This is a genomic window from Flavobacterium sp. DSR2-3-3, assembly GCF_049896585.1.
Taxonomy (GTDB): Bacteria; Bacteroidota; Bacteroidia; order Flavobacteriales; family Flavobacteriaceae; genus Flavobacterium.
Map to the genome: position 1 here is coordinate 120,667 of NZ_JAFCUP010000002.1, position 14,133 is coordinate 134,799.

At 33.2% G+C, this 14,133-nt stretch carries 16 protein-coding genes; 8 read left to right on the plus strand and 8 right to left on the minus strand.

Features of this window, described 5'->3' with window-relative positions; all coding sequences use genetic code 11:
• Positions 1 to 30: 30 nt before the first annotated feature.
• Positions 31 to 1,254 carry a porin gene (locus tag ACP7AQ_RS03210; RefSeq protein ID WP_426094379.1) on the plus strand — a complete coding sequence of 408 codons (1,224 nt, stop codon included), beginning with the start codon at positions 31 to 33 and terminating at the stop codon, positions 1,252 to 1,254.
• Positions 1,255 to 1,308: 54 nt separating this feature from the next.
• Here ACP7AQ_RS03210 and tpiA read toward each other — a convergent pair whose 3' ends face one another.
• The 4 genes from tpiA to ACP7AQ_RS03230 form a co-directional block, all read right to left on the minus strand.
• Complete coding sequence (tpiA, locus tag ACP7AQ_RS03215; protein WP_091204488.1) at positions 1,309 to 2,061, minus strand: triose-phosphate isomerase; 753 nt, start codon at positions 2,059 to 2,061, stop codon at positions 1,309 to 1,311.
• 65 nt (positions 2,062 to 2,126) lie between these two features.
• Entirely contained in the window at positions 2,127 to 2,624 is a 498-nt protein-coding gene (locus tag ACP7AQ_RS03220) for a TlpA family protein disulfide reductase (protein WP_426094380.1), read from the minus strand.
• Positions 2,625 to 2,823: 199 nt separating this feature from the next.
• A complete protein-coding gene (locus tag ACP7AQ_RS03225; protein ID WP_426094381.1) occupies positions 2,824 to 3,924 on the minus strand; it encodes a BT_3928 family protein in 1,101 nt (366 codons plus the stop codon).
• A 19-nt stretch (positions 3,925 to 3,943) separates the two neighbouring features.
• Positions 3,944 to 4,489 carry a DUF1599 domain-containing protein gene (locus tag ACP7AQ_RS03230; protein WP_426094382.1) on the minus strand — a complete coding sequence of 182 codons (546 nt, stop codon included), beginning with the start codon at positions 4,487 to 4,489 and terminating at the stop codon, positions 3,944 to 3,946.
• An 88-nt stretch (positions 4,490 to 4,577) separates the two neighbouring features.
• Here ACP7AQ_RS03230 and folP point away from each other — a divergent pair, with 88 nt between their 5' ends.
• Both folP and ACP7AQ_RS03240 read left to right on the plus strand, forming a co-directional pair.
• On the plus strand, positions 4,578 to 5,402 hold the full coding sequence (gene folP / locus ACP7AQ_RS03235; RefSeq protein WP_426094383.1) for a dihydropteroate synthase: 825 nt from the start codon (positions 4,578 to 4,580) through the stop codon (positions 5,400 to 5,402).
• Positions 5,403 to 5,404: 2 nt separating this feature from the next.
• Positions 5,405 to 6,037: a hypothetical protein gene (locus tag ACP7AQ_RS03240; RefSeq protein WP_426094384.1), complete on the plus strand. Its 633-nt coding sequence runs from the start codon at positions 5,405 to 5,407 to the stop codon at positions 6,035 to 6,037.
• A gap of 43 nt (positions 6,038 to 6,080) precedes the next feature.
• Here ACP7AQ_RS03240 and rlmH read toward each other — a convergent pair whose 3' ends face one another.
• The 3 genes from rlmH to ACP7AQ_RS03255 all read right to left on the minus strand — a co-directional run bounded on the left by rlmH (position 6,081) and on the right by ACP7AQ_RS03255 (position 7,706).
• Entirely contained in the window at positions 6,081 to 6,554 is a 474-nt protein-coding gene (gene rlmH / locus ACP7AQ_RS03245; protein ID WP_426094385.1) for a 23S rRNA (pseudouridine(1915)-N(3))-methyltransferase RlmH, read from the minus strand.
• Positions 6,555 to 6,670: 116 nt separating this feature from the next.
• On the minus strand, positions 6,671 to 7,162 hold the full coding sequence (locus tag ACP7AQ_RS03250) for a CIA30 family protein (RefSeq protein ID WP_426094386.1): 492 nt from the start codon (positions 7,160 to 7,162) through the stop codon (positions 6,671 to 6,673).
• Positions 7,163 to 7,271: 109 nt separating this feature from the next.
• Positions 7,272 to 7,706 carry a hypothetical protein gene (locus ACP7AQ_RS03255; protein ID WP_426094387.1) on the minus strand — a complete coding sequence of 145 codons (435 nt, stop codon included), beginning with the start codon at positions 7,704 to 7,706 and terminating at the stop codon, positions 7,272 to 7,274.
• A 358-nt stretch (positions 7,707 to 8,064) separates the two neighbouring features.
• Here ACP7AQ_RS03255 and nadC point away from each other — a divergent pair, with 358 nt between their 5' ends.
• The 4 genes from nadC to priA all read left to right on the plus strand — a co-directional run bounded on the left by nadC (position 8,065) and on the right by priA (position 12,920).
• A complete protein-coding gene (gene nadC, locus ACP7AQ_RS03260; protein ID WP_426094388.1) occupies positions 8,065 to 8,922 on the plus strand; it encodes a carboxylating nicotinate-nucleotide diphosphorylase in 858 nt (285 codons plus the stop codon).
• Complete coding sequence (locus tag ACP7AQ_RS03265; RefSeq protein ID WP_426094389.1) at positions 8,919 to 9,827, plus strand: YihY/virulence factor BrkB family protein; 909 nt, start codon at positions 8,919 to 8,921, stop codon at positions 9,825 to 9,827. The genes nadC and ACP7AQ_RS03265 overlap by 4 nt, the downstream gene beginning before the upstream one ends.
• A 122-nt stretch (positions 9,828 to 9,949) precedes the next feature.
• Positions 9,950 to 10,378, plus strand: coding sequence for a DUF2147 domain-containing protein (locus ACP7AQ_RS03270; protein WP_426094390.1), 429 nt, complete (start codon positions 9,950 to 9,952; stop codon positions 10,376 to 10,378).
• A 76-nt stretch (positions 10,379 to 10,454) separates the two neighbouring features.
• Complete coding sequence (priA, locus tag ACP7AQ_RS03275) at positions 10,455 to 12,920, plus strand: replication restart helicase PriA (RefSeq protein ID WP_426094391.1); 2,466 nt, start codon at positions 10,455 to 10,457, stop codon at positions 12,918 to 12,920.
• Positions 12,921 to 12,930: 10 nt separating this feature from the next.
• Here the strand turns inward: priA and ACP7AQ_RS03280 are convergent, their stop codons facing one another.
• Positions 12,931 to 13,626 carry a LytR/AlgR family response regulator transcription factor gene (locus ACP7AQ_RS03280; RefSeq protein ID WP_426063260.1) on the minus strand — a complete coding sequence of 232 codons (696 nt, stop codon included), beginning with the start codon at positions 13,624 to 13,626 and terminating at the stop codon, positions 12,931 to 12,933.
• A 164-nt stretch (positions 13,627 to 13,790) separates the two neighbouring features.
• On the opposite strand from ACP7AQ_RS03280, the gene rpsF reads away from it, so the two are divergent.
• Positions 13,791 to 14,132 (plus strand): 30S ribosomal protein S6, encoded by a 342-nt coding sequence (gene rpsF, locus ACP7AQ_RS03285; protein WP_035671622.1) that lies wholly within the window; start codon positions 13,791 to 13,793, stop codon positions 14,130 to 14,132.
• Position 14,133 lies beyond the last annotated feature (1 nt).

Here is a 14,133-nt window from a genome sequence, read left to right on the forward strand (position 1 = left end):
ACATTTGCACCGTTAACACACAACTTTACAATGAAAAAAATTATTTTATTTTTTATTTTTCTATCCAGTTTTACCAGTATTGCTCAAGTTAATATAAAACAAAACAAACAGGATAATGATTTAAAATTATCGGCACTTCCTTATTATAGTTTTGGTAAAGGAATTGGAATAACTTCACCTGACAGTCTCTACCAATTAAATATTCGTTTTCGAATGCAAAACAGATTAACTTATTATGAAAATGAGGATGAAAAAGGCGCTTACGATGGACAAATCCGAAGATTACGTTTGCGATTAGACGGGTATGTGGGAAGTCCAAAATTTTTATATGCAGTTCAATTGTCATTTGCTCCGGGCGATGTTGGTGAAATTAGAGAAGGTGAGAACATAAATATTATCAGAGATGCAGTTGTTTTTTACAGACCTAACAGACACTGGAATATCAGTTTTGGACAAACAAAATTACCAGGAAATCGCCAGCGTGTGAATTCTTCAGGCGGATTACAGTTAACAGACCGATCGATTAACAATGCCAAATTTACAATTGATAGGGATTTTGGTTTTCAAGTTCACAATATGAACGAATTTCAAGAGAAATTTTCCTATAATTTTAAAACAGCTATTTCAACAGGAGAAGGTCGAAATATCACGGGGAATACAGATACTGGTGTTGCCTTAACTGGTAAGGTAGAGTTGTTACCGTTTGGAGCGTTTTCAAGAGACGGAACCTATTTTGAAGGGGATATTGTAAGAGAAAAAAAGCCAAAATTAATGTTTTCAGGAGCTTTTCAGCAAAATAATCACGCCAAAAGAACTCAAGGTCAATTAGGGAATGATTTATTCGAAGCTCGTACTATGAAATCATTGATGCTGGATGTTTTGGTTAAATACAACGGTTGGGCCGCCATGTCAAGTTATATGTCGAGAACTACTTCAAGAAATGCCGTTACGATAAATCCATATGATATTTCACAATCTAATTTTGCTTTTGTTGGTAACGGATTTGATCATCAATTGAGTTATAATTTTCCTTCCAATTATGAAATTATCGGCAGATATTCCACTCAAAAAGTAGGAGCGGATATCCGGACTTTGGCTCCAAATGCTAAACAATACACTATTGGTTTAACCAAATATGTTTGGGAACATACTTTTAAGTTGCAAAGTGAATTGACTTTTGATGCTTTAAATTATTTTGACGGAAGCACAAAAAATAATTGGTATGTACGTTTTCAGGTGGAAATAGGAATTTAAAAAAAAAGCGATGAAATAAATCATCGCTTTGTTTATAAAGTTTAAAAATGATATTTAAATAGCATTGACAATCGCAACAAAATCATCAGCTTTAAGCGCAGCACCGCCAATAAGACCACCGTCTACATCAGGTTTTGAGAATATTTCTTTTGCATTATCCGGTTTTACACTTCCGCCATAAAGAATAGATACATTTTCTGCAATCTCGCTTCCATATGCTTTACGAACTGTTTCTCTGATAAATTCATGCATTTCCTGCGCTTGTTCTGGTGAAGCTGTTTCTCCGGTTCCTATTGCCCAAACTGGTTCGTAAGCTAAAACAATATTATCCCAGTCTTTTGCTTCAATATGAAATAAACCGTCTCTTAACTGATTTTCTACTACGTTAAAATGATTTTTTGATTGACGGTCTTTTAACTCTTCTCCAAAACAAAAAATAACTCTCATGTCATGTTCCAAAGCTGTATTTACTTTGTTAGCAATTAAAGCATCCGTTTCATGAAAGATTGCTCTGCGTTCTGAATGTCCCAGAATTACAATATCTACACCAACGCTTTTAAGCATATCAGCTGAAATTTCGCCTGTAAAAGCGCCACCTTCTGCTTCATGAACGTTCTGTGCAGCTACGTCAATATTAGTAAATTCTAAATGATCAACAGCGGAAGCCAAGTTTATAAAAGTAGGAGCTACAATAACTTGAACAGCTGTGTCTGTTGGAATTTTCGCTATCAATTCATTTAATAAATCCTCTGTTTGCTCTGCATTTTTATGCATTTTCCAGTTTCCGGCAACAATCTTCTTTCTCATTTTAATTGGGTTATATTTAGTTTTTGGCTATGTTATTTAAAATTGTAATTGAACAATTGAATGTATTATTTTAAATCTTTAAGGGTCTTATTGATTTTATCAAAATCGGTTTCTATGGCGCGGTATAAAACAATATTGCCATTTTTATCCACAATGATGTATCTTGGAATCCAGTCTACGTCTACGGCTTTAGCAAATACACCTTTCATTTGGTCATTTGCCATAAAATGACCTCCTTTTAATTGGTGTTTTTCAATTCCGGCTTTCCATTTATCGGCGGTTTTATCCATCGAAATAAATAAGTAGGCGACTTCAGGATTATTAGCTTGTAATTCTTTTAGTTTGGGCATTGCTTTTACACAATCTCCACACCATGAAGCCCAAACTTCTATTACCAATGTTTTTCCTTTATATTTTTTTAGGATATCCTTAAAAGCGACTTGGCTTCCGTCAGTGGCCAAAAGGGTTTCTGATAAAGCTTCTTTGGAGAATTCAGTTTTTTCTGTACTTGAGGTGCAAGAGAATGTTGCAAACGCAATCAGTAATGCTATTATTCTTTTCATTTTCAATTTGTTTTTAACAAAGTTAAACAAACAATTTGAATGCGTTGTTAGCAAGAAGTAATTTTGAAAGCATTTTCCGAAAATTACAAAGCAATAACGTTATAGTCTAAAAATAATCGAAAGCATTTATCATTTCTTTTAAGTCCAAAGTCGTAAAGGTATCCATTCGGGCTTCACGACTTTAAACAATATAATTTTTTTAAAATTTTAAATCAGCAATATCATTGTGATGTACCTTTTGTTGTATCGTTCCTTTTTCAATCAAAATAATACTTGGATTGGCTCTCTCAATCGTTTTTACGGTAATAGCATCACAAAAATAGAAGTCAAATGTCAATTTAAATTGTTTTTTTGCAGCAGCTATTTCTTCTGCTGAAGATGCAGTCATACCAACTACTTTATAACCTTTTTCTTTAGCTTCTTGATTTAACTTTTCCATTTTTGCCATTCCACTGTGATCTGCTTTAACCAAATCATAAGCGGTTATTAACATCAATTTTGGTTCTGCTAAAAATTCGTCTTTATAATCGGAACCGTCTTTTTCCATTGTAAAATCATGAATAGGAGGAACGTACCCTTCCGTGATGACTTTGTCTTTTCGGTCAACAAATACAGCACCTTCAGGAATTGCCATTAACTCTTTTTCAGTAAATTCTTTGTTGACACCGCCAACTTTGTAAATAAATACCATTTCCACTACCGATTTCTCAGCTCCGTCAGGAATTCGCATTCCTTTTTGAATATTGTTCCCTACTTTATAAGGTCGGAAATCGATTAAAGGTAAATGGTTCAGTACCCAAACTCCCGTAAGCGAGGATAAAACGATACTAGCGTAAATAACTATGTTTTGTACGCTATTACTAAACAACGGTTTTACTAATTTTTGATTAAAAAATAATATCAGAATAAAGAAAAGTAAAACGATATCTTTAGTGAACGATTGCCAAGGTGTCAGTTTTAATGCGTCGCCAAAACAACCACAATCTTTTACCACATTAAAATAAGCAGAATAAAAAGTTAGGAAAGTAAATAATACAATCAAGATTAATAAACTCCAAACAGTAAATTTTGTCTTGTAACCAATGAGCAGCATAATTCCCAAAACTACTTCTAGAATTACTAAAAATAAGGCAATTCCCAAAGCAAATGGAATGAAGAAGGGCATGTTGAAAACGGGTTCACTGAAATATTCCGCTAATTTATAAGAGAACCCAATTGGGTCATTCAGCTTGATTAATCCAGAGATAATAAATAGAATTCCAACGAAAATTCTAGAAAATTGAGTAATTATATTTTTCATGTTTTGTTATTGCTTTTAATTAATTATTTCCAAAACCCATTAGAATCAAGGCAAAAACCGAATAATTTATCATATCCTGATAGTTAGCATCGATTCCTTCAGAAACTAATGTTTTTCCTTTATTGTCTTCAATTTGTTTGACACGAAGTAGTTTTTGCAAAATCAAATCTGTCAGTGAACTCACACGCATTTCTCGCCAAGCTTCTCCATAATCATGATTTTTATCTTCCATTAAATTTTTGGTCAATTTGATTTTAGCATCGTACAATTCAGTCGCTTTTGCAACTTCTAAATCGGGTTGGTCCGCAACGCCTAATTCCAATTGAATCAACGCCATGATAGAATAGTTGATAATCCCGATAAATTCGCCCGTTTCATCTTCATCAATTTTGCGAACTTCGTTCTCTTGTAAGCTTCTAATTCTTTGGGCTTTGATGTAGATTTGGTCTGTCAATGAAGGTAATCTTAAAATGCGCCAAGCACATCCGTAATCTTTCATTTTGTTGATAAACAGCGCTCGACAAATCGCAATTACAGTATCATATTCATTTGAAGTATTCTTCATTATTGGTGTATATTTGTATTCAAATTTTTTCAAAAATAAGATAATTTTTTTGAATGTAGAATTTTGAAGTCTTTTAAACTGTAAACGAATGACGATTAACTGCAAAGGATTACTTGTTGACTTATCAACTCCCAAAGTAATGGGGATTTTGAATGTGACTCCAAACTCTTTTTTTGATGGTGGAAAGTATAAAAATGAAACTGAAATATTATCTCAAGTTGAAAAAATGCTACTTGATGGCGCAACTTTTATAGATATTGGGGCTTATTCCAGCAAACCAAATGCAGAATTTGTCTCGGAACAAGAAGAAATTTCGAGAATTGTTCCTGTTGTTGATTTGATTCTAAAGCATTTTCCAGAAACAATAATCTCGATTGACACCTTTAGAAGTGAAGTGGCCAGAGCTTCTATTGAAAGCGGTGCAGCTATCATCAACGATATTGCAGCCGGAAATCTGGATGATAAAATGCTGGAGACAATAGCAAAATACAATGTTCCGTATATTATGATGCACATGCGAGGAAACCCGCAAACGATGCAAACACTTACTGATTACGATGATATTGTAAAAGAAATGTTGTTCTATTTTTCTCAAAAAATAGCGCTGGCCAGAAGTTTTGGAATTAATGATTTAATCATCGATCCGGGCTTTGGCTTTGCTAAAACAATAGCTCAAAATTACGAAGTATTTCAAAAAATGGAATTGTTTAACATGCTGGAGTTGCCACTTCTTGTTGGGATTTCAAGAAAATCCATGATTTATAAAGCGCTTGACATTACAATAGAAAATTCGCTAAATGGAACTACGGTTTTGAATACTCTGGCATTGACTAAAGGAGCAAAAATCCTGCGTGTTCACGATGTAAAAGAAGCTGTGGAATGCGTTACATTATTTAATAAAATCAATTTATAAAGATGAAATATTTTACTCTGATTGTTCTTTTTATGCTATTTTCTTGTGGAAACAAAGAAGCTGTTTTATTACCAAAAGCCAACACAACGATTGTTAAAGATGTTGTAGATCTTTCGCCAATCTATATTTTTTTTAGGACAAAAGGCAAAGATACGCTGGCAGAAGTAAACCGAAAAAACAGTATTATTTCTACCAATTGGATTCTAAATGTAGACAAACGTTTGCCGTTGCGACTTACAATTCCGGAAATCATGAAATTGCAACAAAAAAAGCGTGAAGAAAAAGCACACAAGAATGAAAAGGCCGAAAATTATTATTCTTACGCCGATACGATTGGTAAAAATCTCGCCTTTATTCCTTTTACAAATGTGTATTACAACATGGAAAAACCAAAGTCAGGAGTTGTTGTCTTTTTTACCAAAAACAATGAAATTTTAGTAGATGATATTGTGGTAAAACAAGAAAAACTGCAAGCCTATTTTAATAAAGCACCAAATAACAAATCCAGCCAATACATTTTTTGCTTTGATAAAAACTTGAATTTTGGAAGTTACATTCAAGATAAAATTTTCATAAATAGTTTAAAGTTGCCTTCATCGGAATTTAATATAAAACAGGAAGAGTTTATTTTTTAATCAAATCAACTGAGAACTGAGATTAATTATTAAACACTCAATTTCACTGATGATGATAAGGTTCGTTTCTTAAAATCGTGAAGCCGCGGTACAATTGCTCTATAAAGAATATCCGCACCATTTGATGCGAAAAAGTCATTAAAGACAGTGATATTTTGCCTTGTGCTTTAGCATATACGGCATCTGAAAATCCATAAGGACCACCAATTACGAAAACTAATGTCTTTACTCCGGAGTTCATTTTCTTCTGTAATTCTTCTGAAAATCCTACACTGGATAGATTTTTTCCGTTTTCGTCCAACAAAACAAGTTGGTCCGTTGGTGTAATTTTCGCCAAAATCAGTTCGCCTTCTTTCTCTTTTTGTTGACTTTCGGATAAGTTTTTTACGTTTTTGATATCAGGAATAATATCTAAGTCAAACTTAATGTAAAAAGACAACCGCTTCATATAATCGTCTATTAAAGATTGTAAGGCTTTGTTATCAGTTTTACCGATAGCAATCAATTTGATGTTCATTTTTGTTGAATTTCAGAGGCGCGAAGATAGAAAAATTAACAGTTTCAAAGCATATTCTCTTTGATGGAAATTGATAATCTGACTTTAAGTTTGTATAATGAAAACTAAGATGATATTTATTTCACTTCAATGCTATCAATTTGTAATCGAAATGGTTCTTCTTGTTTATTACCTATCAGGAAAGCAATTTCCTCTAAATTAGAACCGTCATAATTAGGTAGATCTAGTTTTTGTCCTCTGAAAGCAGGATATAATTCGCTAATTGGAATTTCTATAGTTTGCCAATCTGTAGTAGTTTGAAAAGGAAATACATACGAATGGGAATCAGTTTGATTGGGCTTAACTCTGAATTGGTATTGTTTACCATCACCTTTAAGACGGATAGAAATGTGTTTAGCATCTGTCAAATCAATTGGTTCACAAACATATTTTACGGAACAAAATCCGCCATTATTTTCTAACGAAACGCTGCCTTCAAAAGTTCCAAATCCATCGGAATTCAGATAGAATTTACTTTGAGATTTTCCGCCCATCACAGTGTCGTTTACAATTTTCCAATTGTTTAAGTCACTTTTTAAATTAAAATCAAAAATTAAAATTGGTTCCATAATTAATGGGTATAAGAAATTATTTAGTGCTAATTAATGTTTTTATTAAATGCAATATTTAAGATTTAAAAACTAAAAGTAGCGTCAACTTTTTAGGATTTATACCTAATTATTTTGGCAACGGAGCACCAACAGCAATATCACAGCGATGATTCGTTTGTCCGTGTGGCGGATTCATGCCTTCAGCGGTAGGCGTTGTTTCCGGTTTAGTTGTGGTTACTGTGTTAGCAGGAACCGCTGCGTTTTGTTGTGGAGTTGCTGAAGCATTTTTAGTGATCGGAGCGCTTAATGGTGCGCCTACAGCAATATCGCAACGATGACCCGCTTGTCCATGCGCCGGATTCATTCCTGCTGCTACGGTTGTTGGCTGCGTATTTGTATTTTGTTGTTGTTGGGTGGCAGTTTGAGACTGACTTTGCATTTGTCTGCCAACCTCAGTAAAAGGAACTACATTTGTTGGAGTGGTATTTGATGTTTCTACTTCTTTTTTACAAGAAGTGAAAAGTAATGCTGTTACAAAAAAAAGGCTTAAAAAAGATTTCATAAATATTGATTTGATTACTATTTTCAAATATAAGATTTTAAATAATAAATGCCTAAATAAAAATTATTGATTTCGTAGAAACTTGTTTGGATTAAATCTGCCAAATCGTTATTTTTAGGTTTAAATCCACGAATTTGAGATAAAATTGATGGTGGTTTTTTCCTGTCTAAAAATCAGAAAATATTATTTTTTTTATAGCCTTGTTTACTAACGGAATGAAGCCACAGATTCTGATTTTGGGTTGTAGTTTAGTAAATAAAATAGATCCGTTTGCTACTTTTTCTAAAGATGCCAGTTCGTAAATTTTCAATTCCACAAAATATGCATTACTTTAGCATTCTATAAATTTCCTATAAAAATGATTAGCGATATACAGTTCAAAAACGAGTTAGAGATATTGATACAAAATGCCATTCGGGAAGATGTTGGACCAGGGGATTATAGTTCATTGGCTTGCATTCCGGCATCAGCAACAGGAAAAGCAAAACTACTTGTGAAAGAAGACGGCATTATTGCTGGTGTAGCTTTTGCAAAAATGGTTTTTAAGCATGTGGACGCTAACCTTCAGATTGAAACTTTTATCGAGGATGGAACTACAGTAAAAAAAGGAGATATTGTTTTTCATGTTTCTGGGAGTTCGCAATCTATTTTGAAATCAGAACGTATAGTTTTGAATTCAATGCAAAGAATGTCAGCAATTGCTACTAAAACCAAAGAATATGTTAGTTTGTTAGAAGGAACAAATACAAAAATTCTCGATACTCGTAAAACAACACCAGGTTTTAGAGCATGTGAGAAATGGGCAGTCAAAATTGGAGGAGGCGAAAACCATCGTTTTGCGTTGTATGACATGATAATGCTTAAGGACAATCACAATGATTTTGCGGGCGGAATTACTTTGGCGATAGCCAAAACCAAAGCATATCTCAAAGAAAACAACCTGGATTTAAAAATAATTGTGGAAGCCAGAAATCTGGATGAAATTAAAGAAATTCTGGAGAGCGACGGAGTTTACAGGATTTTAATAGATAATTTTAATTTTGAGGATACTAAAAAAGCAGTAGCTTTAATAGGTACAAAATGTTTGACAGAATCCTCCGGAAATATTAACGAAAATACGATTCGGAACTATGCGGAATGCGGCGTAGATTATATTTCGTCTGGCGCATTGACGCATTCTGTTTTTAACATGGATTTGAGTTTGAAAGCATTATGAGCAAAGAAATTGAATTGAAACTACGAAGAATTCCAATTTTACGGAATCTTATGTTTGGTTTAAAAAAGATAAAACTACCTTGGTTAGAAGGTTTGTCTTTGTATGATTTGATCGAAATATATGGCCTTGGAATCATTGAAAGCGCTTTAACTTATCACGCCAGTGCCATTGCGTTTAGTTTTTTCATGGCATTATTTCCTTTTGCATTATTTATTTTAAATTTAATTCCATTTATACCTATTGAAGGTTTCCAAGAAGATTTTTTGATGTTTGTTAAGGACGGAGTGCCACCAAATACTTATGATGCTATTTACAAAATCATCAGCGATATTCTGAATAATAGTGATTCCGGATTGTTATCTTCGGGATTTATATTGTCGATTTTCTTGATGGCAAATGGATTAAACGGAATTTTAGGAGGTTTTGAAACCTCTCGTCATGTGCTTATCAAAAGAGGTTTTGTTCGTCAGTATATAGTTGCATTGGGAATGTCATTATTACTGTCCTTACTGTTATTAGTCACAGTGGCAATAATCGTAGTTTTTGAAGTTTTTATTCAAAAAACAGTCTTTAGTGATCAAATTCAATTAATCGTAATTGGCCGTTACGCTTTTGTTATTTTGATGATTTTAATGACCACTTCGATACTTTTCAAATTTGGTACAAAACACGACAAAAACCGCGCATTTATCTCAATAGGTTCAGTGTTTACAACGATTTTAATTATTTTAGATTCGTATTTTTTTGGGATATGGGTCACAAAATTTTCACAATACAATGAATTATATGGCTCAATAGGAACATTATTGATTTTGATGTTTTATATTTGGATCAACTGTATGATATTGCTGTTGGGATTTGAATTGAATGCCACAGTAAATAAACTAAAAGCAAAAAAAGAGTAAAGTATTAAATTAAAAATAGGTTTAAAATTAGGAGCTATTTCCTGCTATTCGTTTTAATCTTTTCTTTTTTAAAGAAAAAAAGAAAAGGATTTCCACTGCTATCAGGGCTAAAAAAAGAAAAAATGAAAAAAATTATCACAATTCTGGCATTATTTGCTTCAATGGCTTTTTATGGTCAAAATCAAACTGTTCTAGGAAAATGGAAAACCATTGACGACGAAACCGGTAAAGCAAAATCTATTGTTGAAATCTACGAACGTTCCGGTAAAATTTACGGTAAAATCGTTGATATAATTGATGCCGAAAAGAAAAAAAGCTTGTGTACGCAATGTACCGGCGAGGAGAAAAATAAACCGGTTATGGGCCTTGTTATTATCAAAGGACTAAAAAAAGATGGTAAAGAGTACAATTCAGGAAAAATTCTTGACCCAACTACGGGGAAACAATACAAATGCTTTTTAGCTTTGGATGGAAATGATAAATTAAAAGTTCGAGGATATATTGGTGTAGCCTTATTTGGAAGAACACAAACTTGGAATAGAGTAAAATAATTATAAATTAAGAGTTATGAGTTTAAAGTAAAAAACTACGCATAACTCACAACTCACAACTCTTAATTACTATTAAATGCATTTCGTCGAAGTAATTTTACCACTTTCTCTAGCTAAAACCTTTACCTATAGTGTTTCCGAAGCGGAGTTTCATTACATCAAAAAAGGAATGCGGGTTGCGGTTCCTTTTGGAAAAAGTAAAATTTATACGGCTTTAGTTATTGAAATTCATCAAAATAAACCCGCATTATACGAAGCCAAGGAAATTCATCAAATTCTCGATGAAAGACCCATTGTAACCGAAATCCAAATTGCGCATTGGCAATGGATTGCTTCTTATTATATGTGTGCCATTGGGGATGTGTATCGTGGCGCCATGCCAAGTGCACTTTTGCTGGAAAGCGAAACCCTTATTTCTCAAAAAACCGATTCGTTTATCGATACCAGCCTACTTTCAGATGATGAGTTTCTGGTTTATGAAGCTTTGCAACAGCAAAATTCATTAAAAGTGCAAGATATTATTGCGATTTTAAACAAAAAAAATATTTTCCCTGTTATTCAAAAACTGGTTGATAAGAATATTTTAGTGCTTCAGGAGGAAATTCAAGAAAGTTACAAACCTAAATTAGTTCGATACGTACGTTTACATCCAAAATATGAATCCAATCAAGGCTTAAGTGAGTTATTGGAAACATTGAAAAATGCCAATAAACAAAAGGAAATCGTAATGCGTTATTTCCAATTGTGCGCAACTGAAAAGACACAAGGTAAAGCAAAGCCCATTACCGTAAAAAAATTAATTGAGGAAGCTAATTCTTCTGCTGCGATTGTAAAAGCGTTAATCGAAAAAGAAATTTTTGAGGATTATTTTCTACAAGAAGACCGAGTAAATTTCAACGGGAAAATAAAAGAAGATGAATTACGATTAAGTGCAACACAACAGACGGCTTTCGAGGAAATTAAAGAAAGTTTCACTCATAAAGAAGTGTGTTTGTTGCACGGGGTAACTTCCAGCGGAAAAACTGAGATTTATATTAAACTCATCGAAGGATATTTGGCAACGGGAAAACAAATCCTTTATTTATTGCCCGAAATCGCTTTGACGACTCAATTAGTGGGACGTTTAAGAGCGTATTTTGGAAATAAAGTGGCTGTTTTTCATTCGAAATACAACAATAATGAGCGAATTGAAGTTTGGAATCAAGTCTTGCAAAAATCTGAGAAAGCACAAGTGGTAATAGGAGCAAGGTCTGCTCTGTTTTTGCCATTTCATGATTTGGGATTCATAATTGTAGATGAAGAGCATGAACAAACCTTCAAACAAGTAGATCCGGCTCCGCGATATCATGCGCGCGATGCGGCCATAGTGTTGGCAAATTCGCATAAAGCAAAAGTACTTTTGGGTTCAGCGACGCCAAGTATAGAAACGTATTTTAATGCCACATCAGATAAATTTGGTTTAGTGGAAATTTTCAAGCGCTTTGGAAACGTGATGATGCCCAAAATCGAATTGGTGGATTTGAAGGACAAGTACTTTCGTAAAAAAATGACGGGACATTTTAGTGATGTTTTAGTTGAAGAAATTACAAACGCATTGTCATTAGGAGAACAAGTAATTTTATTTCAAAACAGAAGAGGTTATTCTCCCATCATTGAATGCATCACTTGCGGTCATGTGCCTCACTGTTTACAATGCGATGTGAGTTTGACGTACCATAAAAATAAAAATCAATTGCGCTGCCATTATTGCGGATATAGCATGGCTAAGCCTACGCATTGTCACGCGTGCTCCAGTGTTGATTTGACTACAAAAGGCTTTGGAACCGAACAGATCGAACAAGAATTGATTTCTATTTTTCCAAATTCAAAAATAGGTAGGATGGATCAGGATACTACACGCGGAAAATTTGGTTTCGAGAAAATCATTGATAGTTTCAAAAATAGGGAAATAGATATCTTAGTTGGAACTCAAATGCTGGCTAAAGGATTGGATTTTGATAACGTAAGTTTAGTGGGAATCATGAACGCAGATAATATGTTATTTCATCCTGACTTTAGAGCTTTCGAAAGAAGTTTCCAGATGATGACGCAAGTTGCAGGAAGAGCTGGACGTTCTGGAAAACAAGGAAAAGTAATCATACAAACTTATAATCTCAATCATAATACGATACAACAAGTAACTAACAATGATTATTTGGGAATGTATAAAGAGCAATTGTATGACCGGCAAATTTATAAATACCCGCCGTATTTCAGAATTATAAAACTGACTTTGAAACAGCGTGATTATGATAAATTAAAAGAAGGTTCTATGTGGTTGTATCAAGTGATGAGTCAAAACCTGAATATGCCGGTATTAGGTCCGGAGGAACCGGCTATCAGTAGAATTAGAAATGAATACATTCGAACAATAATTATCAAAATCCCTCAAAATGCGTCTATTGGAAACACAAAAAAAACTATTCAGAAAATGTTAAATAGTTTTGAGGCTGTTGCTCAGTACAGAGCGATTAAAGTTACGTTGAATGTAGATTTTTATTAATGACAAGATATTAAGAAAAGGAAAGGGCTCGAACTAAATCTTCTTTTTTATGGCGACTCAAAGGAATTTTTGTCATTCCAATTTCAGCGTATTTGCTGTTGAAACGTTCCACTTTATCAATATTGATGATATAGGACTTGTGTACTCTGACAAATTTTTCTTTTGATAAATCATTCTCAAAAGATTTCATGGTAGAAAGTACTAAATTGCTATCTTCTTCGGTGACAACTCTAACATAATCACCAAACGCCTCAATCCATTTTATTTTAGAAGTAAATATTTTTAGTTTTTTCAAATTACTTTTAATGAAAATATGCTCTCCTTCTTCTTCTTTATTGTCCTTTTTAAGTAAATAAAAATCTATAGCTCTTTTGACCGAAGCATTGAATCTATCGACTGCAATTGGTTTCTGAAGGTAATCAGTGGCATCATAATCAAAAGCTTTCATTGCATATTCAGCCTTTGAAGTGATAAAAATAATTTGTGGTTTTACTTTTAAGCCATCTAGAAAATCAAAACCGTTAATTACTGGCATCTCGATATCAAGAAAAATCAAATCCACATTATGAATAGACATACAACTTCTTGCTTCGATTGCATTAGAAAAATCACCTATTAAATGTAAATTCTGATGATTATTAACTAACTTAGCGATAATCATTCTCTGGATAGAACTATCATCCACCACGACACAGTTTAATTTCATAATTTTGTATTTTAGATTTGGCTACGTAAACGTAATACTTTTTTATTAAAAAAAAATTAATAGAGCCGATTTTTTTACTACACATCGAATAAAACGAAAGAAGACTTGTTTATTAAGAATTAATGGTTACTTTTGCACCCAAAATAACAAATAAATATATATTTATGAATCATTATGAAACTGTTTTCATTTTAAATCCCGTTTTATCTGAAGTTCAGGTAAAGGAAACAGTAAGCAAATTTGAAGATTTTCTTACTAGTAGAGGAGCAGAAATGGTGTCGAAAGAAGACTGGGGCCTTAAAAAAATGGCTTACGAAATTCAAAACAAAAAAAGTGGTTTTTACCATTTATTCGAATTCAAAGTAGCTGGAGAAGTTCTTATTGCTTTTGAAACTGAATTTAGACGTGATGAAAGAGTAATGCGTTTCTTGACTGTAAGTCTTGACAAACATGCTATTTCTTGGGCTGAAAGAAGAAGAACTAAATTAAAATCTACAAAAGCTTAAT

What these genes read in the sequence shown, in the direction of transcription:
- ACP7AQ_RS03210 (WP_426094379.1), top strand. Translation starts at nt 31, where the DNA reads ATGAAAAAAATTATTTTATTTTTTATTTTTCTATCCAGTTTTACCAGT.
- tpiA (WP_091204488.1), bottom strand. Translation starts at nt 2,061, where the DNA reads ATGAGAAAGAAGATTGTTGCCGGAAACTGGAAAATGCATAAAAATGCA.
- ACP7AQ_RS03220 (WP_426094380.1), bottom strand. Translation starts at nt 2,624, where the DNA reads ATGAAAAGAATAATAGCATTACTGATTGCGTTTGCAACATTCTCTTGC.
- ACP7AQ_RS03225 (WP_426094381.1), bottom strand. Translation starts at nt 3,924, where the DNA reads ATGAAAAATATAATTACTCAATTTTCTAGAATTTTCGTTGGAATTCTA.
- ACP7AQ_RS03230 (WP_426094382.1), bottom strand. Translation starts at nt 4,489, where the DNA reads ATGAAGAATACTTCAAATGAATATGATACTGTAATTGCGATTTGTCGA.
- folP (WP_426094383.1), top strand. Translation starts at nt 4,578, where the DNA reads ATGACGATTAACTGCAAAGGATTACTTGTTGACTTATCAACTCCCAAA.
- ACP7AQ_RS03240 (WP_426094384.1), top strand. Translation starts at nt 5,405, where the DNA reads ATGAAATATTTTACTCTGATTGTTCTTTTTATGCTATTTTCTTGTGGA.
- rlmH (WP_426094385.1), bottom strand. Translation starts at nt 6,554, where the DNA reads ATGAACATCAAATTGATTGCTATCGGTAAAACTGATAACAAAGCCTTA.
- ACP7AQ_RS03250 (WP_426094386.1), bottom strand. Translation starts at nt 7,162, where the DNA reads ATGGAACCAATTTTAATTTTTGATTTTAATTTAAAAAGTGACTTAAAC.
- ACP7AQ_RS03255 (WP_426094387.1), bottom strand. Translation starts at nt 7,706, where the DNA reads ATGAAATCTTTTTTAAGCCTTTTTTTTGTAACAGCATTACTTTTCACT.
- nadC (WP_426094388.1), top strand. Translation starts at nt 8,065, where the DNA reads ATGATTAGCGATATACAGTTCAAAAACGAGTTAGAGATATTGATACAA.
- ACP7AQ_RS03265 (WP_426094389.1), top strand. Translation starts at nt 8,919, where the DNA reads ATGAGCAAAGAAATTGAATTGAAACTACGAAGAATTCCAATTTTACGG.
- ACP7AQ_RS03270 (WP_426094390.1), top strand. Translation starts at nt 9,950, where the DNA reads ATGAAAAAAATTATCACAATTCTGGCATTATTTGCTTCAATGGCTTTT.
- priA (WP_426094391.1), top strand. Translation starts at nt 10,455, where the DNA reads ATGCATTTCGTCGAAGTAATTTTACCACTTTCTCTAGCTAAAACCTTT.
- ACP7AQ_RS03280 (WP_426063260.1), bottom strand. Translation starts at nt 13,626, where the DNA reads ATGAAATTAAACTGTGTCGTGGTGGATGATAGTTCTATCCAGAGAATG.
- rpsF (WP_035671622.1), top strand. Translation starts at nt 13,791, where the DNA reads ATGAATCATTATGAAACTGTTTTCATTTTAAATCCCGTTTTATCTGAA.